This window comes from Paenibacillus sp. J31R34, from assembly GCF_059383715.1.
The window spans coordinates 134,403-156,077 of the sequence record NZ_JBXENU010000005.1; the positions used below are offsets into that span (position 1 = coordinate 134,403).

Genomic DNA, 21,675 nt, shown 5'->3' on the forward strand with positions numbered 1-21,675 from the left:
TTACTTGTATCAAAGCTTTTATCCTCCATTGATTGAAAATCTTAATCATCTGTAAGCAGCTTAATGAAATGAATTTTCAAATAATACGTTATTTAGATAATGAGAAGCAGTGAAAATTTATAATCAATAGGAGGAGAGGTATGTGGCATCTAATGAGACAGATAATCTCAAAATGAGTGTTAATGCTGGAGATGAAAGCTTGAAAATTAATGAAATAAAAAATAATTTTCAGAAAATTGATAAGGAGTTTGAAAGTCGTGGTTCCAATATTGAATGGTTTAGTGCTGATAAAACCGGAATGACCAATTCGACTCAGGCATTTATTGATCTTGAAGCCTTTATTCAATCGCGAATTACTAATAATGTAAGTGAAATAACGAATCCACAAGGAAATACGGTCATTGATTTGCCTGCTGGTACCTATGTCGTTTCAAGCAGTAATCCGAAAATTTTAGGGAATTCCAATACAAAGAGGGCTCGTGGCTTAGCTTTCCGAGGCTCTGGAAGAGGAATTACAAGGATTTTATTTAAACCAAATTCAGGTACGAACGGTTATTTGTTTTACAATAATGACAAATGGCTGCACATTCATTTTGAAGGAATTACATTTGTCGGTGATTACGAAAAACAAACCAATTTTATGTATTCGTATTCGAAAGGCGGAGCTCAAAACTATACGTTTGATAAATGTGATTTTATTAATTTTAATTATGGTTGGAAGCTAGAAGGGTTAAATACAAATAGTGAATTCACGTGGTTTCACTGTGGTTTTTATGGGAAATGGAATAAAACGATATTTTCGGAAAGTACAACAGCAAATGACCAATTCCTAAATTATAATTTTTTTGCTTGTCAATATGAGGCTTCTAGAGGGGACTTTCTGCATTTCGAAAAAGGTGGAAATATCAATATTTGGGGCGGAAGCTTCATAAATACGGATAGTAATGGTGGCAACACTACTTTTTTTAAATTGCTTGGAGCTTCACATGTAAGCGGTGTACAAAGATTTTTATGTATAGGGGCTAGATTTGAGACAAAATATGGTTTAGCGAAGCTAATTGAATGTGAATGGGCGGATGGTGCTGTTTCATTCATAAGCTGCGATTGTGATTCTCAGCAATACAATAATGGGAGCCATCAGTGGGTTACCGCCTTATTTAAATCAACGAATGTGAAAATGCCCATTATTAAATTTGATGGCTGTACGCTTATGGGGCAACATCAATATTATTACACGGGTAATTCATGGGCATTCCCTCATAATATCATTTATGAGAATTGCCAGATTGCCAAGCATACTAGACCGAAGGATTTTATTTCGTATGTAAGTACAAATTCGCTTGGGAATCTTGGAGGGCAGCCCCAAATTAAATTTAGAAATTGTCGTGGTTTAAATGACAGCCCTAAAAATATATGGGAATGTACGCTCGGATACGAGAGGGCAAATGTTGGAATTGTGCAAAAGAAGATTATATCTGTAAAGGGACCGAACGGGAGATTTCCTTATTTGGGCAATCAAAATTCAGAAATTATATTACCTATTAATTCGATTATTACGCAAGTAAGGCTCTATTCCCCTGCCAACGCTGTAACGGAAGATACCCCTGCAACATTCACGCTTAAAACCGCGGAAGCCAATCCAACTATATTAGCAGTAGCAGATGTAGCTCGTCATAAATATGGTTTTAATGTTACGGCCGAGCTTTTTTTCGTATGTGATACCGATGACAAATGCAATATTATCATTTCATCAAGTAATGGTGTTAAACAGTCGAATCCGTCTGCCCTATGTTTAATTGAATATATCGGGTAATTGTAGGTTTGATAAATACTAATTTTGCTTGTATCTACTGACAAAAAACCGTAAAAGGTCATATTTAAATATGGCCTTTTACGGTGCAATTGTTTTTACAATTAGATCAGTGAATGGAGGAGGGCTAAGGGGAATAGGAACAAGCGGCATATTTCTATTTTATGAAAAATAAATATAATTAAATCTTATCCTATTTTAAGTCTAAAACTAGAAATGAACTCGCAAAAGAAAAAAAGCAGTTGACAGGATACATATCGTCGTGATAAATTTTTCTCAATCTTAAATTGGATGACTACGGAAGCACCGTAAAGGACCGCAGGTAAACTGCGCCTTTACGGTGCTTTTTTGCGTTGTCTGAACTCAGATTGTTGGTTGCAGCTTTGCTTCGAAAGGAGGGTGAATGGTGCGTTATCAATTAGCTGTTGCAGTAAGTGAGCTGGAGTATGCAAGAAGACTTGCAGAATACGTGAGGGATAGTTCCTTCGGTGAGCAGTGGCAGCTCACAGCTTTTACGAACCCGGCCTCTCTCATCCAGTTTCTCAAGGGTGGCTATGCCGTTGATTTAATCGCGGCCCAGCCTGCTATGCTGGCTGCTGCAGCTCCACACCTGCCCGCTGGTGTGCCAGTGGCGGCATTCGTAGCTGCCAAGGGGCAATATGCTCAGTATGATGCGGAGCTGCTGCAATATCAGCCGCTCCCGGAATTATTGCAGAGCTTGGCGGCTCTGCATGGGGCAGTCCGGTCGAGCGCAGTTCATGCAGACAGTGAGGGCGGAGCGTCAGTTATTGCTATCGGCTCGGCCTCTGGCGGAGTTGGCAAGACAGCACTTGCGCTCAAGCTGGCGAATACAGCTGCCAAGCATGGCTGCCGCGTCTTTTATTTGACGCTGGAGCACTGGAGCGCCCTTGAGGTGTGGCTGGGAGCGGGAGATCAGCGCGTGCTGCCCGAGGGAGAAGGCATGTCACAGCTGCTTTATCACCTGAAGGCTGAGCCAGATAAGGCAGGAGCATGGCTTTCGCAGCATCGCAAGCGCCACCCGGCGCTGAAGGCCGATTTTATTTTGCCCTGCGACAATGAGGAGGATCGTTACAGCCTATTGCCAGCGGATGCAGCGGCGATGGTGGAACTGCTCCGAGCTACAAGGCAATATGATCTCATTTTAATCGATTTGCAGGATGGGATGGGCGAGCTCGAGCTGTCGATTTTGAGGAAAAGCAGCTTGGTTTTGTGGCTAGTTACCGATGACCCATCCATTCAGCGGAAGGCAGAGCTGGCGTTTGGCTGTGCCGAACGCAGGTGGAAAGAAGATTTTCAGTCACTTAGCCGCCGCATCCGACTTGTTGTTAATCGCCGTAATACGCCAGCCGGAGGTGATGAAGCAGAGGGGAGGCCTCCAGATATGTTTACGATTAAGCTGCGAAATGGAAGCCGTTCGATTGCCGCAGCGCTGCCTGAAGCTGCTGAAGGGAGTCCATCACCGGTTGTAGTTGCTGCATCGCCATTGTATAAAGCAGCCGTAGAGCGGTTGTTTCAGCAATTGGTAAGCGAGGGAGGTATTCGGATTGCTAACCGATGAGCTGGTGCTTGCATTAAGAAACCAGATTAGGTCGCAGCTTGATTTCAGCGGCGCTGTAACGGATGAAGAGCTGACGCGAAACGTGGAGCAGTCGGTATTTGACTATTGCAATAGTGGAAGTCCGCTTACGGCGGCAGAGAAGGTCCAGTTGGTGCGGAGGCTGTTTCATTCCTTTCGGGGTTTGGATATTTTACAGCCGCTGATGGATGATCAGGCAGTTACTGAAATTATGATCAATCATCACGGCGAAATTTTTATTGAACGAAGCGGAACGATGACACAGCTGCCAGCTGCCTTTGAAAGCAAGGAGCGGCTGGAAGACTTGATCCAAGCTGTCGTTGCAGGTGTCAATCGTGTCGTGAACGAGTCTTCGCCTATTGTTGATGCCCGTCTTAAGGATGGCTCTCGCGTCCACGTTGTACTGCCACCTGTAGCCTTGCGCGGACCAGCGATGACGATTCGTAAATTTCCTGAGCGCCCGATGACGATGGAGCTGCTCGTTGCGGCGGGAGCTTTAACCGCAGAGGCAGCAGGCTTTCTGCAGCAGCTGACCGCAGCACAATACAATATTTTCATTAGCGGAGGGACAGGGACGGGCAAGACAACTTTTCTGAATGCGTTGTCCCAGTTTATTCCTGCTGATGAGAGAGTTGTAACCATTGAAGATTCTGCTGAACTGCAAATTCGCAGCGTTGCCAATCTAGTATCGCTGGAGACGCGCAATGCCAACACCGAGGGCAAAGGTGAAATTACGGTTCGCGATCTTATTCGCGCATCGCTGCGGATGCGTCCTAATCGAATCATCGTCGGCGAGGTAAGGGGAGCGGAAACGCTGGATATGCTGCAAGCTATGAATACCGGGCATTCAGGCAGCATGTCCACTGGTCATAGCAACGGTGCGCGCGACATGATGGCAAGGCTCGAGACGATGGCACTTGGGGCAGCTGATTTGCCCGTTCAGGTCATTCGGCAGCAAATCGTCTCCGCATTGGACATTGTCATTCATCTATCGCGGTTTCGCGACCGTACGCGCCGTGTAACGGAAATAGCTGAAATTACCGGCATAGATGGTGGGGAAATCGAGCTTCGCCCCTTGTTCCGTTTTGAAGAGAAGGGGGAGAAGAACGGCAAGGTATTAGGAGCTTTAAAGCGTACCGTTCATTCACTTCTTCACCGGGACAAGCTGCAAATGGCAGGTCTAACACTGGAGGAGGAGCGTTTTGAAGATATTGGGGAATGCCATGAAAGCGGAGAAAGCCGAGAAAGTGGATAAAGCTAAGAAAGCCAAGGATAGAGGGATAGACGGGCAATCGCTGCTCACTAGAGTACTTTTCTGGTGCGGGCTTGAGCACGAAGGTCGCAGAAGTGAAGGTGAAGACGGGAACGGGAGTAATGCCAGCTGGCAGCCAGCCAAGACCGGATATTTAACGAATTATGATAGGTATGTGCTGTCTTATCGCGAGTTCGGAGTGGCAGCGATTATCGGTTATGCAGCTGTTTTTACTGCTCTGTATACGGTGTACCATTCCCTTCTGGTTTGTCTTATCGCAGCCGGATTGGGATTATGCGCACCACGTTATTACAAGGCTTCATTAATTTCGCGTCGCAAGGAGCGGTTGAAGCTGCAATTCAAGGAGGCGCTTTATTCGCTGACATCCTGTCTTGCGGCAGGAAGATCGGTGGAAAATGCCTTTATTGCGACGTTGGATGATTTAAAGCTGCTTTATCCTGACCCAAGAACGGAGCTGCTGCTGGAGTTTCAAATCGTTAAGCACCGTCTTGAGCATGCGGAGCCGCTGGAGCATGCGCTGCGAAGCCTAGCAGCCCGCGCTCATGTAGAGGATATCGAACAATTCGTTGATGTGTTTGCTGCCTGCAAGCGCACCGGAGGCGATTTGGTAGAGGTGATGAAGCGTACGGCGCAGACGATTGGCGAAAAGCTGGAAATCCAGCAGGATATTATGGTGCTGCTGGCACAAAAACGCTTTGAGGCACGCATTATGATGGCGATTCCCTTTATATTTCTTGGCTTTTTGAATCTAATGGCTCCGGATTACATGGCTCCTCTATATGGAGGAATGGGCTATTTGCTGCTATCGATTGGCCTTGGGGCATTGTTAGTATGCTTTTGGTTTATCCATAAAATAATGAGCATTCGTGTATAGGAGCGAGCGCAAATGATAGCAATTCCGATTGTGCTCATGGCGTCATGGCTGTTCATTATCGGTGGAAAGCGTCTTCGAATAATCTTGGCTGTATCCCGCCAAAAACAACGCAAGCAGGATGCTTTGAAGCATTTGCTTTTCATTGAGCCGTTCAGCGATCTATTGGAAAGAAGCCGCTTGTATGAGTACATGGCACTTTCACTTAGCAGCTATCACGCTAAGCTCGTTATTTTACGGGGAATCCGGTGGCAGCTGCAGCAGACGAAAGAGCAGCTTGGCGGTGCTGCTGGTTACGGATATGGCGCACTGCTTGGCTGCGCCTTACTGGCTTGTGCAGCAGGCGAACCGCTGCTGCTGGCAATGGGGGCACTGCTTGGCTTGCTGCTGCCTGTTCGCCAGCTGCTGGAAGCAGGGAAGCTGATTAAGAAGCGGAAGCAGGAAATGATTTTGGAGCTGCCGGAAATGATCAGCAAGCTAATGCTTCTGGTCGGAGCGGGCGAAACCGTCTTGCAGGCGCTGGGGCGCTGCCTTGAAGGCAAGGATATTACGCAGCATCCGCTGTATAAAGAATGGAACAAAGTCGTATATTCGCTGCACAATGGCGAGTCGTTTAGTACAGCAGCGGAGAAATTCAATCGCAGCTGCGCGGTGCAGGAGGTTTCGATCTTTACGACAGTGCTGCTGCTGAATTATCGCCGAGGCGGGGAGCATTTTGTGCTGGCGCTGCGGGAGCTGTCTTATACGTTGTGGGAGAAGCGCAAGGCTGTTGCGCGGGCGCGCGGCGAGGAGGCATCCTCGAAGCTTGTTTTCCCGCTGGTTGGCATTTTGCTCGTGTTGATGGTTTTTATCGCTGCTCCTGCCATGCTGTTAATGTCTTAAGCCTTAACGGGGCAATTGAAAATAGAGAGGAAGCTGGAACGATGACAACAGTAAAAAAAGCATGGAAAAGATTTTGGAAATCGGAGAGCGGCTTAGGTACGCTGGAAATTATTTTAATCATTGCCGTCGTTATCATTATTGCATTGCTGTTCAAGGATTGGATTATAGAACTCATTGAGCGTTTAATGGGCAAGGCCGATGACCAAGCAGACAAAATTTTCTCTTAGGTCGCTGGTTCGCAAGTGGCTGCACGGGGAGCAGGGCAGCTTTACGCTGGAATCAACGCTCGTTTTCCCGCTGCTGCTCACTGTTATTTTGTTGTTTCTCCTGCTTGGGATGTACATGTACCAGAAGACAGTGCTTTATTATTCGGCTTCCGTTACGACGGAGCGTACGGCCTTCGGTTGGGATAACAGCTTCCGTAATCCGCGGACAGGCCTATTGCCGGAAGGTGAATACGATAGCCTATACTGGCGAATGAATGAGGATCGGATGCTCAGCTCTTTGTTCGGCTTCGGCGCCGAATCAGCGGATCTGCAGTTAGTTTTGCCTTTGCAAGGGGCTGCTGGGGATAGCTTGCCTGAACAAAAAATGGCAGCGGCTGCAGGGTGGATGGATGCTGAGCGAGGGCTTTCTTTTGAGGGGAGCATTGGTTACCATCGTACGGTCCTTCAGCGCCATATTGAGACAAAGCTTTTACAGCCTGTGTCGCTTCAGCCGCTTGAGCGTATCTTAGGCATTCGGGAGCCTAAGACGGTTGCTTCCAGCCCGGTTACCGATCCTGTCGATTTTATTCGCGGCGTTGATTTGGTTAGATATTATACGGCTAAATTTGCTGGCAGCCCTCAGGGCGGCGGGAAGGAACAGGCTAGTCAGGTGCTATCCACCTATAGCAAACAAGACAGTAAGAATAACGCCAAAGGATCATGAAATGGAGGTGGAAAATGAAAGCAGGCCGATCTGAAAGGCTGAGTCAGCATTTAGCCAGAAAAAGCTGCTTACGCAAATGGCTGTGGCGGCGTGAAGGTGCAGTTACTATATTTTCCGCTATGGTGCTATCGTCGCTTTTGCTGTTCATGTCCATCCTTATTGATTACGCCAGAATAGCAGCTCTCCATAAAATAACCGAGGATGCAGCTAGAGCAGGTATACGATCCGTATTATCTGCCTTCGATAGTCAGCTTTATGAGCAATACGGATTATTTGGGCGAGGCGGGACAAGTGCAGATACGATTTATAGCGAGGTTGTAAAAGCGAATGTGGAGCGTAGTGCATCATCCGCTGCTTTTTCTCGGCCAATTAATGCCAATGTAGTCCATTCACATACGGATCAGGCAGCGGTATTGGGCAGCCATAAGGTGTTTGAAAGACAGGTGCTGGAAGAGATGAAATATAAAGCACCGATTGATTTTACACTGGAGCTGGCTTCAAAGTTTGCTCCCATGTCGGAGGCGATGAAGGAGTCGGCTGTGACAGTTGACCTGCTGGAGCAGCTGCGCAAGCTGTATGACAAACGTCAAGCAAGCCTCACTCGTATATTAGCCTTGCAAAAGCAGGCTGCTGATGCAATGGGAACAAGCGGCTTGAAGGCGCTGCTGCCGTATGGGGGGCTGGATATCTCAAGTGCAGGAGATGGGACAGCAGCATCGCTTAGTCGGCGTTATGAGGAATATGCCAGCTGGGTCATCGTTGACGAGCAATTAATAGCCGCAGGCAAAGCACCAAAATATACGCAGGAAAGAGCGGAATATAAATCAGAAGCAATTACGCTGATTAATGAGCTCAAGAAACTGAGCGCTAAGGTGATGCGTGAACATATAGAGCTGCAAAGCACGGCGAAGGACGAGCTGGAGCAAGCAAGGCTGTTGAATGAGGAAATGCGGCGGGTTGAAAGCAAGGCGAAACAGTCTCCCGCCTATAGCGGATATGACCGCGTATCTGGCAAACAAGTCGTAGGCTCGGATTTGCATTCTTTGCCGTCCGGAGCGGTCTCTGAACTGCAGGATATACAAAAGACAGCGGACCAGCTAATTTTATCTGACGCTTGGTTCACTGAATATGGAGCTGAACTGGATGATCAGGCTCAGTCATATACCGCTTTTCATAACGAAGCAAGTGGATTCACCTCAGCATTTACGGTGCTGCTTGATCTAGTAGATCGCTACACAACCATACTCCATACTGGATTAGCGAAAATGACTATGCAGTCTGGACAATATGCAGGTCTGTATGTTCAGCCAGGTACTATTATTGCCAAGCGTCAGCAGGAGCTAGCAGATGAAGGACTCGAAAAGCAGCGCAAAGAGCAAGAAAAGCAGCTAGGCTCGTTATGGAAAAAGGCAGGCAACATGCTGGAGGGTTTTCAAAGCGTTGCTGGTTCAGAAGAACAGCAGGCAATATTTAATCAGCTGGAAGAGCGCTACAATGGAAATTTACAATTTAATGCAGCCGCTGCGCAAGGCTCAAATGTTGAAACAAAAACGTTTGGCGATGATGCCCATGCTCAGGCCGAAGCTTCTGCGGAGCTTTCAAATGGCTTGTTCGGCGGGGTAGCCGATATGCTGGAGCAGGCTAGAGATACTGTATATTTTGGCGAGTATGTATTGCAGCGATATTCGTTTTTTGCCCCGCAGCAATTGAAGATGATGCTTGAAAATGGGGATACCGCTGAGCTCACGCAGGCGCTGACCTTTCATAATCAAGAAGCCGAATATGTGATTTATGGTTTTCATAATCGCATAGGCAATGTGGCTGCAGCTTATGGCGAGCTGTTTAGCGTACGCATGGCAATTCGCACTATGGAAGGGTTGTCTACTTGCCGACCTGCTGGCCATCCCCTCTTGATTTTATCTTGCTCGCTTATTTATGGCTTGGAGAAGACGCTGGAAGACATGCTCGCATTTGCCAATCGGGGATCGGCCCCGTTATCTAAATATGCCAATGTAGAAATTTCGTATATCGATTATTTGCGGCTTTTTATGCTTCTGCATGGCGGGGCTAACAAAGAAGCAGTTGTGTCTAGAATGATCGCGGTTATTGAGCAAAATAGCGGGGTTACTCTGTCTGGTGTTTCCACAGCTGTAACAGGAGAGGTGCGGACAACTGCACAGCTGTGGTTTTTGCCTGGTGTCATGCAGCTGCTAGGAAGCTATGGATTATTGCAGGGAAGGGTGACGAACGGCCGTTATGAAACGACGCAGACGATTGGCTGGTCATACTGATCGCCGTAAGGGGGAGCGCGGCAGCATCGTTATGGAAGCAGCGTTAGTTATGCCGATGCTCCTGCTTGTGCTGATGGTATTCATTATTTTTATACGTGTGTGCGCACTTCAAATGGCGCTTCAAGCAGCAGCCTCGCATTCCGCCAGGCAAATTGCCGCTCATATATATCCTGTAGAGTTAACCTATCAGAAATTTTCTGCATCTATCTCGGAATTTAGTGCTGCACAGCTGCCGCTCGCTGATTGGAGCGCTGCGGCAGCTGATGCCGCCAAGTGGCTGCCTGATCCAGCAGGAACACTAGCTTCCTCTGCATTTAGCGGCGATTGGACACCGTTTATAGATATGGCAGCAACGGAACTCGGACGAGGAGCGATAGAACCGCTGCTCCGTCAACATGCAGACGAGGCTGTACTGGAGAAAGATAGAATCAGGCTTTCAAGGCTGGCACTGCCGGATTTGAAAAATAAGCAGCAGCCTTATCTGATTATCGAAGCGGAATATGAATTTCCAATGCAGCTGCCTTTCATGAGGCAAAAGCTGGTTTTAAGGGAGCAGGCTTCAGAGCGGGTATGGATAAGCGACGCTGTAGCGGCGCAAGATTCAGCAGCGCAAAATGATCCCGACCATATTCCACTGCAAATTATATCGATATCACCTGTGCCGCTCAGACCGGGTCACAAAGCTACGGCTATTGTACTAACAAAACCGGGAGCAACTGCTTCATTAAAAGTAATGTACAAAAGTGGGCAAAGCCAGGCCAAGCATCTTGGCGAGGCGACAGCGGGCAGCGACGGATTTGTACAGTGGACATGGCTTGTATCTGGTAATACGACACCAGGCATGTGGGAGCTGACAGCTGGAGTGGGCAATCAGCAAGCATCCATGCATTTTCAGGTTGAGAAAAAATCAAATTAGAAATGTGCGAGCCTACAAGCATACAAGGAGAAAGGGGCAGAGTGTAATGCTCACCATACCGTTTGCAGCGGCAGCCGTGCTGCTCATCGCTGCGTTACTGACAGATTTGCGTTCCATGCTTATCCCAAATCGTTTGACCGTATCTTTTTTTGCAGCAGGCTGCTTATATCAGACTATCGTTGGCGGCTGGAGTGGATTATGGATAGGGTTAATTGGTGCTGCCGCAGGCTTTGTACCGCTGTTTATATTGCATATGGCGAGAGGAATTGGCGCAGGGGATGTTAAGCTGTTCGCTGCCCTTGGTGTATGGGTTGGCACAAGTACGGTGCTGCAAATGATGATGTATGCCATTTTATATGCAGGCTTAATTGGCGTACTGCTTGTCCTGTTTAATAGGCCTTTTAGCAGAAGGGTTTTTAGCGGCTTGCTGCTGCTGTTGCACAGAGGCGCAGAGCCCAGACGCAAGGAGCTTGGAGGCTGGGCAGCGGGAGGGACTACCTTTCCATTTATGCTTGCAGTAGTACCCGGGGCATTAACTGCGTGGCTTATGCTTACATAACACTAACAGCGTGTTAGCTTTACTTAGTTGAGCTGTTCATAAAGAATCGAGCTGCAAGTAAAGGGGGAGAACCGATGGGGAACTTTATTGTAGATTATGCGATGAATCGTGGTCATGAGCTAATTATGGATCGTGAGGGAGGCATACGCAGACAGGAGCTCGACGATGTAGAGCTGCAAATGCTGCAAGGCGGCTCGATTCCACATATGCTGCCAGTGGAATGGTTTGAGCTTGATGGGCTCATTACGTTCAGATATCGAATAAGCGGCAAAAAATTGCTGCTTCATCGCTTGCAGATTCAATCACTGACAATGGAGAAGTTTTATGCCGTGCTGCTTGGTATTATAGAAGCGCTGGATGAGTGTCGCCATTATATGCTTCGCCCTGAAGGCTGCCTGCTGGAAGAGTCACATATATTTGTCGGCGAGCAGCTAAGCGATATTTTTCTCGTTTATATGCCTTTAAAACCGAGTAATTCAGGCCAGGCTGCTCCAAGCTGTACGAACTCCCTGCTAGCTCTGGCAGTACGCTGGTCCTCTTATATAGAAGAAATAAATGGCGAGGAGTTTCAGCATATATTGCGTTTTTTAAGCAGAGAAGATGCTACGGTTAGCATGATCCGTTCGCAATTGCTGGAGCGCATCAGTAAAATGTATGAGGGTTCGTATCGCCGTCCTGCGTCCGCGTCCAGCACAAGCGGGCCAGATTATGCTGGCAGTACTAGTATTGCTAGCAATACTAATGTTGCTGGCATTATGAGGCCAGACAAGCCTTCCGATGATAGCAGTTCTAAGCATCACGCAGAAGCTGGAGAGTTTGGCCACGATAGCGATGCGATCAAAAAAAGCGAAACGACTATGGATGATTCGCCAAATGAGCGTTTTTTTGCCGCAGGCAATTGGGAGATAGAAGCCGAGCCTCTGCCTCCATATAGTTTTAGTGAGGAGGAGCCTGCGCCAGCTCGAAAAGGAAAGTGGCTATTAAGCGCTTTAATCATTGTAATAGTGGCTTGTATATGGCGCTATATTTATTTGACGTCTCCTTCTAGCAGCAAGCTGTTTATATGTCTGGGTTTATCGCTTGGCGGTGTGGCCGGACTGCTAGCCATATGGCTCAAAAAAAGCGTTATTGCTGAATCGGAATTAGTAGAAGATGAGAGGATGAAGGAAGAGAATATAGTAGAATCGTTTAGCCACTCACGACATAAAGGAATAAATCAAAGATGGGAAGAGCTGGTTCATCTCCCTAAATCGGCTGTTGATAGGGAGGGAGCTGTACCCGCGTTTAAAAAGACAGTTTCCTCGCAATCTGCATCAACTAGAAGAGAGGAAGCGACCGTGCTGCTAGGACAGCATAACAAAAAGCCTGCTGCCAATAGCGGACTCTCACTCCAGAGGGAGTGGGAAGGGCAAGGGCAGAGGCTCGATTGGGAGAAAGGCCGATTTACAATTGGCCGTATAGGCGAACAGGTCAGCTATGGTGACGAAGCGCAGGGAATATCTCGGCTGCACCTCGAATGTTATAGAGACGACAAAGGCTGCTTCATCAAAGATCTTGGCTCCCGAAATGGGAGCATGCTGAACGGACAAACGATGATTGCTTACAAAGCCTATCCATTTTCAGTAGGAGATATTGTCCAGCTAGCTGGAGTAAATGGTCCTAAATATGAATTGAAGCAAGGCAACTGATGGAAGGAGCAGGCTTAGGACTTTTTGTACATATGCTCCATTGCGCTCTCGACAGTCGGATATAGGAAAGTAAATCCATTGTCCAAGGCGACACGCGGAAGCGCCCGCTGTCCATCGAGCAGCAGCGTTGCAAGCTCGCCGACCGCAGCTTTCATCACAAAAGCGGGAACTGGGAACCAGTGTGGCCGATGCATTGCTTTGCCGATCGCTCTCCCAAAGCTGTCATTCGTAACAGGCTCTGGAGCAGAAGCGTTAACAGGACCATTCACATTTGGCTGATCCACGCAAAATATGATGAGGCGGACAATGTCCTCCAGATGAATCCAAGATATCCATTGCTGTCCGCTGCCCATCCGTCCACCGCCAAATAGCTTATAGGGAAGCGCCATTAATGGGAAAGCGCCGCCTGTTTTGTTCAAGACGACGCCTACTCTTAGCTTGATCAGACGTTCTACCTTAATCGCGTCAGCAGCTTTTTCCCATTGCTTGACCACCTCTGACAAAAAGTCTGTTACGGCAGTCGGGCTGTACTCATCAAAGGTTTCGGTAGTTGACAGCCCGTAGGCTGAAATGCCTGAAGCATTAACGACAACCTTTGGTTTGCCTTTTAGAGCTTGGACGATTTGGGCGATGCGTGCGGTTGCAGTCAGCCTGGAGTTAAGAATTCGCTGCTTGGCCTCGTTGCTCCATCTTTGATTGATGGATTCGCCAGCCAGGTTAATGATGGCGTCAATTCCCTCCAGCTTTTGAGGATGCTCGGCAAGCTCGCTCCATGTTATATAATGGAGGCCTTTTCCTACAGGCGAGTTTTGGCTCCGTCCAGAGCGCGAAATAATCCATACTTCATCACGCCGCTCCAGAAGAGCCTTGACCAATGCTTGTCCGACAAAACCAGTACCTCCTGCTACCGCGATCCGCATGCATCCACCAGCTTTCCATTATTGTTTCTCGATTTTCTCCGCCCACATTTGCGTGAAGCCGTCTAAATCCTTTTCAACATACTGGTATTTAATCTTACTTTTCTCTGGCAGTGTATTAATGACATCAAGCAGCTTATCATCTATTTGCAAAACAATGGTGCCGCTTGGCGTGTCTACTTCAATGGAGTGGGTGTCGATAATGCCATTGAATACACCTTCACCATTTTTTAGATCCGGGTTAGCAGTCGGCGTGTCTGTACCTGGGCTGCTTTCTGGCGACGCTTCGCCAGGCTCTGTTACGCTTCCGCCATCACTCGGTGATGGCGCAGGGCTTTCCTCTGGCGTTGGCGATACGGTAGCTGGCTGCTCGTCTGTGGCAACCGGGCTGCTGGATGCAGCGGGAGCATTATTGCTATTGCTTGAGCAAGCGGCGGTTGCGAGCATAATTGCTACTAATAGGGAGCTCGTCACCATCAAGCTGCTTTTTTTGGTTTTATTATTTTTTGTCATTGTGAAGCACCTCCTGGCAGTATAAACGAAATCTGATCGCAATAGGTTCCAAAAAAAAGAGATCAGAGCGAGCCATCGCCGTGCTCGTACATGTTCTTACACGGACGGAAGACTCATTAAACAGCCAGCGCCAGGCTAATCGTAAATGGTAAAACTAAGAAACGCTATTTGTTGAGCAGATGCTTGAAAGGGCTGTAATCAATGCCTTGCTTCTCGAGAAAGGTAACGAGTACTTTGTAGTCTCTTTTGGGTGTAGCCCGTATGTATCCTTCTACACAGTGTGCTCGTGTGACCTCTTTGGCTTCATATTCAATAGCTACTTGACCGATCTTGGCAGCTATGGAGTGCTTCGCTATATCTCGGAATGCAGATGGGACAGGCGCAACCAGCTCATCGAGAAAAAGCTTCGATTCCTGGGTCCACATGCTGCGGCTTCTGTCCACCCAATAATTTTGCCAATCGAGCTTGGACTTGCCATCCCGCTGAGGGAGCACCTTCAAAAACTTGCGGAACATAAAGAAACCGCCGATTGCCATGAATACGACCATGACGATTGCCCAGAAAATGATGAAATACATAAACCAATCAGGAGCTGATTTCATATCCAATTTTCACCTCATGGATGAATTATAGCGTATTCCTAGATTTATTTCGACATTCCTTGTAAAATAGGTGTGATAAACCGAAAGGGGCGTTATATAACGATGTTGAAAATCGGTTCCCATGTTTCATTTTCGGACAAAGGGCTGCAGACAGCAGCAACGGAGGCTATTTCTTATGGCTCCAGCACATTCATGATTTATACCGGCGCACCGCAGAATACGCGAAGAAAGCCGATTGACACGCTATATATTGAAGAAGGCAAAGCTTTAATGCAAACAGCAGGTATTGATGAGATCGTTGTTCATGCTCCGTACATTGTCAATCTCGGCTCCTACAAGGACAGCACCTATAACCTGGCTGTTGAATTTTTGCAGGAGGAAATCCGCCGTACCGCTGCTATTGGTGTGCAGAACATTGTGCTGCACCCAGGCGCTTACACTGACAAGGATGCTGAATATGGCATCGGCCGTATTGCCGAAGGGCTGAATGCAGTGCTGGAAGGCACGAAGGAAACAAATGTCAATATTGCGCTTGAGACGATGGCTGGCAAAGGCACGGAAATCGGCCGCAGCTTTGAAGAGCTGGCAGCAATTATTGATAAGGTTCAAAGCAACAACCGCCTGACGATTTGTATGGATACTTGCCATATGCATGATGCAGGCTACGATCTTGTTGATGATTTGGACGGCGTGCTGGACAAGTTTGACAAGCTCGTAGGACTTAACCGAGTTGCAGTAGTCCACGTGAATGACAGCAAAAATCCGCGTGGAGCGGCAAAGGACCGCCATACGCCGATAGGCTCGGGATATTTGGGTTATGATGCTATCCAAGCCATTGTCCATCATGAGGGACTTAAAGGTCGTCCATTTGTTTTGGAGACGCCATGGATCGGCAAGGATGCCAAAACCGAGCGTCCGATGTACGAAGTAGAAATCGCCTTGCTTCGCGGCGAAGTTCAGCAGCGGTTTGGCGACAGCTTCCTGGAGGATGTTGCGAAGCTCCAGCAGTTTTTTGCACCGCAAGGCATTGACCGTGCATTTGTACTGTCGACATGGGAGCTGCTTAAGGCGGATGCCAAAGCGAGAAAGGCTGATCCTCGCGAGCCAATGGAGCGGATTTATGACCTCGTTATTGAAGGCGGCGTATTGCCGGCGGCACTGACGGAAGAGCAAATTAATCAACGGATTACAGCATGGTTTGCAGGCAAAGCTGTGCTCTAAATATAAAGATTTATAAATGATGAATAGAATGAAGATAATAATTGAAGGAAGGAAGTTTGAAATACATGTCATCACCATCTATATCGCAGCAGCCGTCCGCCAAGAGCGGACGGGCTCGCATGCTTATTTCCTGCCCGGACCGTTCTGGAATCGTGGCGGCCGTTTCCCATTTTCTATATGAGCATGGGGCAAATATTGTGCAGTCCGACCAGTACACAATGAACCCGGAGGGCGGAATGTTTTTTATCCGCTTTGAGTTCGATTTGACTGACCTCGACAAGGAACTGCCTGTATTAGTGGAGGATTTTGCCCGCGTTGCCGACCGTTTCGATATGAAATGGCATACGTTCCGTGCAAGCCGCAAGAAGCGTCTGGCGATTTTCGTTTCCAAAGAAGATCATTGCCTGATGGAACTGCTGTGGCAGTGGAAAGCCGGCGATCTTGATGCCGATATTGCCATGGTCGTCAGCAATCATCCGGATATGCGCGAAATGGTGGAAGGCTTCGGTATTCCTTATCACCACATTCCGGTCACTGCGGATACGAAAGCGGAAGCGGAGCGCAAGCAGATGGAGGTTGTTGCGGATAAAGCAGACATTATCGTGCTTGCCCGTTACATGCAAATTATTTCGCCGAAATTTATCGAGCAATTCCCGAATCGCATCATTAATATCCACCATTCCTTTTTGCCTGCTTTCGTTGGCGGCAAGCCGTATGCGCAGGCTTACCAGCGCGGCGTGAAAATCATCGGCGCTACAGCGCATTATGTAACAGAGGAGCTGGACGGCGGTCCAATTATCGAGCAGGACGTGCAGCGGGTCAGCCACAGGGATAATGTGGACGACTTGAAGCGGATTGGCCGCACGATTGAGCGTGTCGTTCTTGCCCGTGCAGTTAAATGGCATATTGAGGACCGGATTATCGTTCATCATAACAAGACGGTCGTATTTAATTAGGTTTTTCGCGGTTATTTATCAATATTTTTTAATAGGCAAACTGCTCTGGCGGGTGTTACAATGTTCAAAGCCATTGTGTTCATTTGCGCACGACCTATAAGCATGTTGAAAAATGCAGGCTTTCCGCCTTATATTTCATCGCAAAACGGAAGCTTTGCCATGCTTCTAAAGAGAGAGAGAGCAACACTTAAAACAAGAAGACCAGAATGGATTTTTAGGAGGAAACAAGCTAATGACAGTTACTCAAAAATCAGTTGACCAGCTTTCGATTGATACGATCCGCACACTTGCGATCGATGCGATTGAGAAAGCAAAATCTGGACACCCAGGTATGCCAATGGGTGCAGCTCCAATGGGTTATCAGCTTTTCGCTAAAAGCATGGTTCACAACCCGTCTAACCCGACTTGGGTAAACCGCGACCGTTTCGTACTTTCCGCAGGACATGGCTCCATGCTGCTATACAGCCTGCTGCACCTCTCTGGCTACGATCTTCCAATTGAGGAACTGAAAAACTTCCGTCAATGGGGCTCCCTGACTCCGGGTCACCCTGAGTTTGGCCACACAGCTGGCGTTGACGCAACGACTGGTCCACTGGGACAAGGCGTGGCTATGGGCGTTGGTATGGCGCTTGCAGAAGCACAGCTTGCTGCTACTTATAATAAAGAAGGCTTTAACGTAATCGACCATTATACTTATGCGATTTGTGGCGACGGCGATTTGATGGAAGGTATTTCGCATGAAGCGGCTTCCATGGCTGGTCACATGCAGCTGGGTAAACTGGTTGTACTATATGATTCAAACGATATATCCCTCGATGGCGAACTGAGCCTGTCCTTCTCGGAGAGTGTTCAGAAGCGTTTTGAAGGATACGGCTGGCAAGTGCTGCGCGTAGAAGACGGCAACGATCTGGATGCATTGTCCAAAGCCGTTGCTGAAGCGCAAACAGACCATGCTAAACCGACTTTGATCGAAGTGAAGACCGTTATCGGTTACGGCAGCCCGAACAAAGGCGGCAAAGGCGGACATGCAGGTCCTCACGGATCGCCGCTGGGCGCTGAAGAAACGAAGCTGACTAAGCAGTTTTACGGATGGGAAGAAGACAATCAGTTCTTCGTGCCAGACGAAGTTCGCGCACACTTCGCAGAAGTGAAGAAGCAAGGCGAAGAGTCCAATGCGCAATGGGATGCTTTGTTTGCTGAATACAAAAAAGCAAATCCTGAGCTTGCTGCTCAATTCGAAATCGCAACTTCCGGTTCATTGCCAGCTGGCTGGGATGCAGACCTTCCTGTTTACACAACAGAAGACAAGCCTGTATCGACTCGCGTAGCTTCCGGTAATGCCCTGAACGGCCTAGCTAAAAATGTTCCTAGCCTTGTTGGCGGCTCCGCTGACCTTGAAAGCTCGACGATGACTCACCTGAAAGGCTTGCCAGTGTTCAAGCCAGGCAGCTACGATGGCCGCAATATTTATTTCGGCGTTCGCGAGTTCGGTATGGCTGCTGCAATGAACGGTATTGCTCTTCATACAGGTCTGAAAGTATTCGGCGGTACGTTCTTCGTATTTACCGACTACCTGCGTCCAGCTATTCGTCTGGCAGCGCTGATGAAGCTTCCTGTTGTATACGTACTTACGCATGACAGTATTGCAGTCGGCGAAGATGGTCCTACACATGAGCCAATCGAGCAGCTTGCTTCGATTCGCATCATCCCTGATCTGACGGTTATTCGTCCAGCTGATGGCAATGAAACTTCCGCAGCATGGGCTTATGCGCTGGAGAACACAAGCAATCCAGTAGCGCTTGTTCTGACTCGCCAAAACCTTCCGATTCTTGAAGGTTCTGTAGATAACGCACGCGAAGGCATCCGCCGCGGCGGATACGTTGTATCCGATGCGAAAGACGGCAAGCCGCAAGCGCAAATCATTGCTACAGGCTCCGAGGTTCAACTGGCTGTTGCTGCTCAGAAAGCTCTTGCAGAAGAAGGTATTCAAGTTCGCGTTGTCAGCCTTCCGAGCTGGGATCTGTTCGAGAAGCAAGACAAAGCTTACAGAGATTCTGTATTGCTTCCTGAAGTTAAAGCACGCGTTGCTATCGAAATGGCTTCCCCATTCGGTTGGGAGCGTTATGTTGGCGATCAAGGCACGATTATCGGTATCGACCGTTTCGGCGCTTCGGCTCCTGGCGACCGCGTCATCGCTGAATATGGCTTTACGGTTGAGAACGTTGTAAGCAAAGTGAAATCCGTACTTTAATTTTCGAAATAGAAGGAGATTATACCGCCATGTCTCAATTTGAAAATGTAACGGTCGTCAAAGAAGCTAACGTTTATTTTGACGGTAAAGTAACAAGCCGCGCTGTATTGTTCGCGGACGGCACGAAAAAAACGCTCGGCATTATGCTGCCAGGCGACTACGAGTTCGGTACAGACTGCGTAGAAATTATGGAAATTCTTGCTGGTGATTTGAAAGTGCTGCTTCCTGGCGAGACGGAGTGGCTGCACATTCAAGGCAAAGGCGAGTTCACTGTGCCTGCCAACACGAAATTCAAGCTTCAGGTTGCGACGGTAGCAGATTACTGCTGCTCGTACATTTACGAATAAGATTCCAAAATCAAAGGAAGGGCTGCTTCGCATATGCGAAGCAGCCCTTTTCGTCGTTCATCGACTAACCGATGTTTCCTTAACCAAACAACATAAATCCTAAAACATTGTTATATCTCCCCATGGCTTCGGAAAGCTACAATAGCTTCTGTAACCGCTAACAATAAATAAGAAGAAGGTTAAATGGAGGGGGATTTATTGAAACAAAGAGCGATGCGGAGGTGGAATTTCAAGCTCACTTGGCCGTTGCACGCCATGCTCATTCCGGGTATAGTTCTTGTTCTGATCTTTTCATATTTGCCCATGCTGGGACTCGTGATGGCCTTTCAGGATTACAAGCCCCAGCTTGGGTTTTTGGATTCCGAATGGATCGGGCTGGAAAATTTCAAGCTGATGTTTGAATATCCGGATGCAAGGCAAGTCATATGGAATACGCTGCTGATCGCGGGCATCAAAATTGCAGCGCATCTCATTGTTCCATTCGTTTTTGCGCTGCTGCTCAATGAAGTGCGTAAAATGCTGTTTAAACGGTTTGTGCAAACGCTCGTCTATTTGCCCCATTTTTTGTCCTGGGTCATCCTAGGAGGCATTTTACTCGATATGCTCTCTACAGATGGCGGACTAGTCAATCAACTGCTTGGGGTATTTGGAATCGAGCCGATTTTTTTCCTTGGCAATGGGAATTGGTTTAGATTTACGATTATTGTCAGCGATGTATGGAAGGATTTCGGATTCTCGACCATTATTTTTCTAGCGGCGCTTGCGGGCGTTAATCCCGAATATTATGAAGCGGCGCTTATTGATGGGGCGAATCGCTGGCGTCAGACGCTTTCGATAACGATCCCGTCTATTTTGCCCATTACGATTGTGGTTGCGATCTTATCGCTTGGCAACGTGCTCAATGCCGGGTTCGACCAGATTTTTAATCTATACAACCCGCTTGTTTATGAAAAAGGAGATATCATCGACACCTATGTTTACAGAGTAGGCTTGCTGGGTGGCGATTTTGGCTTCGGTACAGCCGTAGGCGTGTTCAAATCGCTAGTCAGCTTTATCTTGATTGTTATTTCATACAGGCTTGCCTACAAGCTGGCCAATTATCGCATTTTTTAAGGGGGGAGCGGCATGCATTATCGTTCAATTTCTTATCGTGTTTTCTCTACATTCAACGTTGCTTTTCTAGCCCTGTTGTCCTTCATGTGTATAGCACCGCTCCTTCATGTGCTTGCGGTATCGTTCAGTACTTCGGCAGCAGCCGATGCCAATTTGGTAAAGCTGTGGCCGGTTGGTTTTTCTCTAGACGCCTATAAATCTACATTGTCGAATGTATTTTTTATCGGCTCCTTTGGAAATTCAATCATTCGAACGGCGCTTGGCACAGCGATTGCGCTTTCCTTGTCGATTCTGATTGGCTACGCCTTGTCCAAAGAGAGCTCTGAATTCAAGGGCAGAAATATATATGCCTGGTTTTTCGTGTTTACGATGCTGTTCAGCGGCGGGCTGATTCCCGGTTATATCGTTGTACAAAAGCTGGGGCTGCTGAATTCGGTATGGGCACTCGTTCTTCCGGGAGCAGTTAGCGTTTATAATACGATTTTATTGATGAATTTTTTTCGTACATCGGTGCCGAAAGCGCTGGAGGAAGCGGCGTTTATAGATGGAGCGGGCCACTTTCGCGCATTATGGCAAATTTATTTACCGATATCACTCCCATCGCTGGCAACAATCGGCCTCTTTACAATGGTTGGTCACTGGAACGCTTGGTTTGATGGACTGATTTATATGACTCATGCCGAAAAATATCCTATGTCTACGCTTTTGCAGACGATTGTAGTCCAGCGGGACTTAAGCAGCATGAGCGTCAATGCAGATGAAATGAAGGAGTTGTCGAACCGGACGGTGAAAACGGCACAGATTTTTATTGCTACCCTGCCGATTATTATCGTGTATCCGTTTCTGCAACGATTTTTCGTTAAAGGGATTGTACTTGGCTCCGTAAAGGAATAGCACAATCGTCCGCTACACAGAAAGTGCGATAGCTGAGCCATTAA

The 21,675-nt window shown here is 47.8% G+C and carries 20 protein-coding genes; 17 read left to right on the forward strand and 3 right to left on the reverse strand.

Translation table 11 applies throughout. From position 1 onward, the window contains the following. Nucleotides 1-142: 142 nt before the first annotated feature. The 11 genes from AC50YG_RS15645 (at nucleotide 143) to AC50YG_RS15695 (ending at nucleotide 12,817) form a co-directional block, all read left to right on the forward strand. Nucleotides 143-1,813: a hypothetical protein gene (locus AC50YG_RS15645; RefSeq protein WP_473760875.1), complete on the forward strand. Its 1,671-nt coding sequence runs from the start codon at nucleotides 143-145 to the stop codon at nucleotides 1,811-1,813. Nucleotides 1,814-2,216: 403 nt separating this feature from the next. Then, complete coding sequence (locus tag AC50YG_RS15650; protein ID WP_494827965.1) at nucleotides 2,217-3,389, forward strand: P-loop NTPase family protein; 1,173 nt, start codon at nucleotides 2,217-2,219, stop codon at nucleotides 3,387-3,389. After that, nucleotides 3,376-4,662: a TadA family conjugal transfer-associated ATPase gene (locus AC50YG_RS15655; protein WP_494827966.1), complete on the forward strand. Its 1,287-nt coding sequence runs from the start codon at nucleotides 3,376-3,378 to the stop codon at nucleotides 4,660-4,662. Before AC50YG_RS15650 ends, AC50YG_RS15655 begins: the two co-directional genes overlap by 14 nt. Next, nucleotides 4,610-5,554 carry a type II secretion system F family protein gene (locus tag AC50YG_RS15660; RefSeq protein ID WP_494827967.1) on the forward strand — a complete coding sequence of 315 codons (945 nt, stop codon included), beginning with the start codon at nucleotides 4,610-4,612 and terminating at the stop codon, nucleotides 5,552-5,554. The genes AC50YG_RS15655 and AC50YG_RS15660 overlap by 53 nt, the downstream gene beginning before the upstream one ends. 12 nt (nucleotides 5,555-5,566) lie before the next feature. Then, nucleotides 5,567-6,433, forward strand: coding sequence for a type II secretion system F family protein (locus AC50YG_RS15665; RefSeq protein WP_494827968.1), 867 nt, complete (start codon nucleotides 5,567-5,569; stop codon nucleotides 6,431-6,433). Between the two features lie 41 nt (nucleotides 6,434-6,474). Continuing rightward, the gene (locus AC50YG_RS15670) at nucleotides 6,475-6,660 is read left to right on the forward strand and encodes a Flp1 family type IVb pilin (RefSeq protein WP_341279067.1); all 186 of its coding nucleotides are present in this window, start codon (nucleotides 6,475-6,477) and stop codon (nucleotides 6,658-6,660) included. Beyond that, nucleotides 6,632-7,363, forward strand: coding sequence for a pilus assembly protein (locus AC50YG_RS15675; protein ID WP_494827969.1), 732 nt, complete (start codon nucleotides 6,632-6,634; stop codon nucleotides 7,361-7,363). Before AC50YG_RS15670 ends, AC50YG_RS15675 begins: the two co-directional genes overlap by 29 nt. 14 nt (nucleotides 7,364-7,377) lie before the next feature. Next, a complete protein-coding gene (locus AC50YG_RS15680) occupies nucleotides 7,378-9,654 on the forward strand; it encodes a TadE/TadG family type IV pilus assembly protein (RefSeq protein WP_494827970.1) in 2,277 nt (758 codons plus the stop codon). Continuing rightward, nucleotides 9,620-10,570: a TadE/TadG family type IV pilus assembly protein gene (locus tag AC50YG_RS15685; RefSeq protein WP_494827971.1), complete on the forward strand. Its 951-nt coding sequence runs from the start codon at nucleotides 9,620-9,622 to the stop codon at nucleotides 10,568-10,570. The genes AC50YG_RS15680 and AC50YG_RS15685 overlap by 35 nt, the downstream gene beginning before the upstream one ends. 46 nt (nucleotides 10,571-10,616) lie before the next feature. Further along, nucleotides 10,617-11,129, forward strand: coding sequence for an A24 family peptidase (locus tag AC50YG_RS15690; protein ID WP_494827972.1), 513 nt, complete (start codon nucleotides 10,617-10,619; stop codon nucleotides 11,127-11,129). A gap of 74 nt (nucleotides 11,130-11,203) precedes the next feature. Continuing rightward, entirely contained in the window at nucleotides 11,204-12,817 is a 1,614-nt protein-coding gene (locus AC50YG_RS15695; protein WP_494827973.1) for a DUF6382 and FHA domain-containing protein, read from the forward strand. A 14-nt stretch (nucleotides 12,818-12,831) separates the two neighbouring features. Here the strand turns inward: AC50YG_RS15695 and AC50YG_RS15700 are convergent, their stop codons facing one another. The 3 genes from AC50YG_RS15700 to AC50YG_RS15710 form a co-directional block, all read right to left on the reverse strand. Then, nucleotides 12,832-13,737, reverse strand: a complete 906-nt coding sequence (locus tag AC50YG_RS15700) for a TIGR01777 family oxidoreductase (RefSeq protein WP_473760849.1) — start codon at nucleotides 13,735-13,737, stop codon at nucleotides 12,832-12,834. 18 nt (nucleotides 13,738-13,755) lie between these two features. Further along, nucleotides 13,756-14,247 (reverse strand): LytA/YqiH family protein, encoded by a 492-nt coding sequence (locus AC50YG_RS15705; protein ID WP_473760847.1) that lies wholly within the window; start codon nucleotides 14,245-14,247, stop codon nucleotides 13,756-13,758. A 164-nt stretch (nucleotides 14,248-14,411) separates the two neighbouring features. Beyond that, nucleotides 14,412-14,849: a DUF2621 family protein gene (locus tag AC50YG_RS15710; protein WP_056041344.1), complete on the reverse strand. Its 438-nt coding sequence runs from the start codon at nucleotides 14,847-14,849 to the stop codon at nucleotides 14,412-14,414. Nucleotides 14,850-14,951: 102 nt separating this feature from the next. Here AC50YG_RS15710 and AC50YG_RS15715 point away from each other — a divergent pair, with 102 nt between their 5' ends. From AC50YG_RS15715 to AC50YG_RS15740, 6 genes are all read left to right on the forward strand, one after another. Beyond that, nucleotides 14,952-16,070, forward strand: coding sequence for a deoxyribonuclease IV (locus tag AC50YG_RS15715; RefSeq protein WP_473760845.1), 1,119 nt, complete (start codon nucleotides 14,952-14,954; stop codon nucleotides 16,068-16,070). Nucleotides 16,071-16,135: 65 nt separating this feature from the next. Beyond that, nucleotides 16,136-17,026, forward strand: coding sequence for a formyltetrahydrofolate deformylase (gene purU / locus AC50YG_RS15720; RefSeq protein WP_341279058.1), 891 nt, complete (start codon nucleotides 16,136-16,138; stop codon nucleotides 17,024-17,026). A 232-nt stretch (nucleotides 17,027-17,258) separates the two neighbouring features. After that, nucleotides 17,259-19,277: a transketolase gene (gene tkt / locus AC50YG_RS15725; protein ID WP_473760842.1), complete on the forward strand. Its 2,019-nt coding sequence runs from the start codon at nucleotides 17,259-17,261 to the stop codon at nucleotides 19,275-19,277. Between the two features lie 29 nt (nucleotides 19,278-19,306). Beyond that, complete coding sequence (ppnP, locus tag AC50YG_RS15730) at nucleotides 19,307-19,624, forward strand: pyrimidine/purine nucleoside phosphorylase (RefSeq protein WP_046233271.1); 318 nt, start codon at nucleotides 19,307-19,309, stop codon at nucleotides 19,622-19,624. Between the two features lie 183 nt (nucleotides 19,625-19,807). Then, nucleotides 19,808-20,737: an ABC transporter permease gene (locus AC50YG_RS15735; protein ID WP_494827974.1), complete on the forward strand. Its 930-nt coding sequence runs from the start codon at nucleotides 19,808-19,810 to the stop codon at nucleotides 20,735-20,737. Between the two features lie 12 nt (nucleotides 20,738-20,749). Next, the gene (locus AC50YG_RS15740; protein WP_473760836.1) at nucleotides 20,750-21,631 is read left to right on the forward strand and encodes a carbohydrate ABC transporter permease; all 882 of its coding nucleotides are present in this window, start codon (nucleotides 20,750-20,752) and stop codon (nucleotides 21,629-21,631) included. Nucleotides 21,632-21,675: the final 44 nt, after the last annotated feature.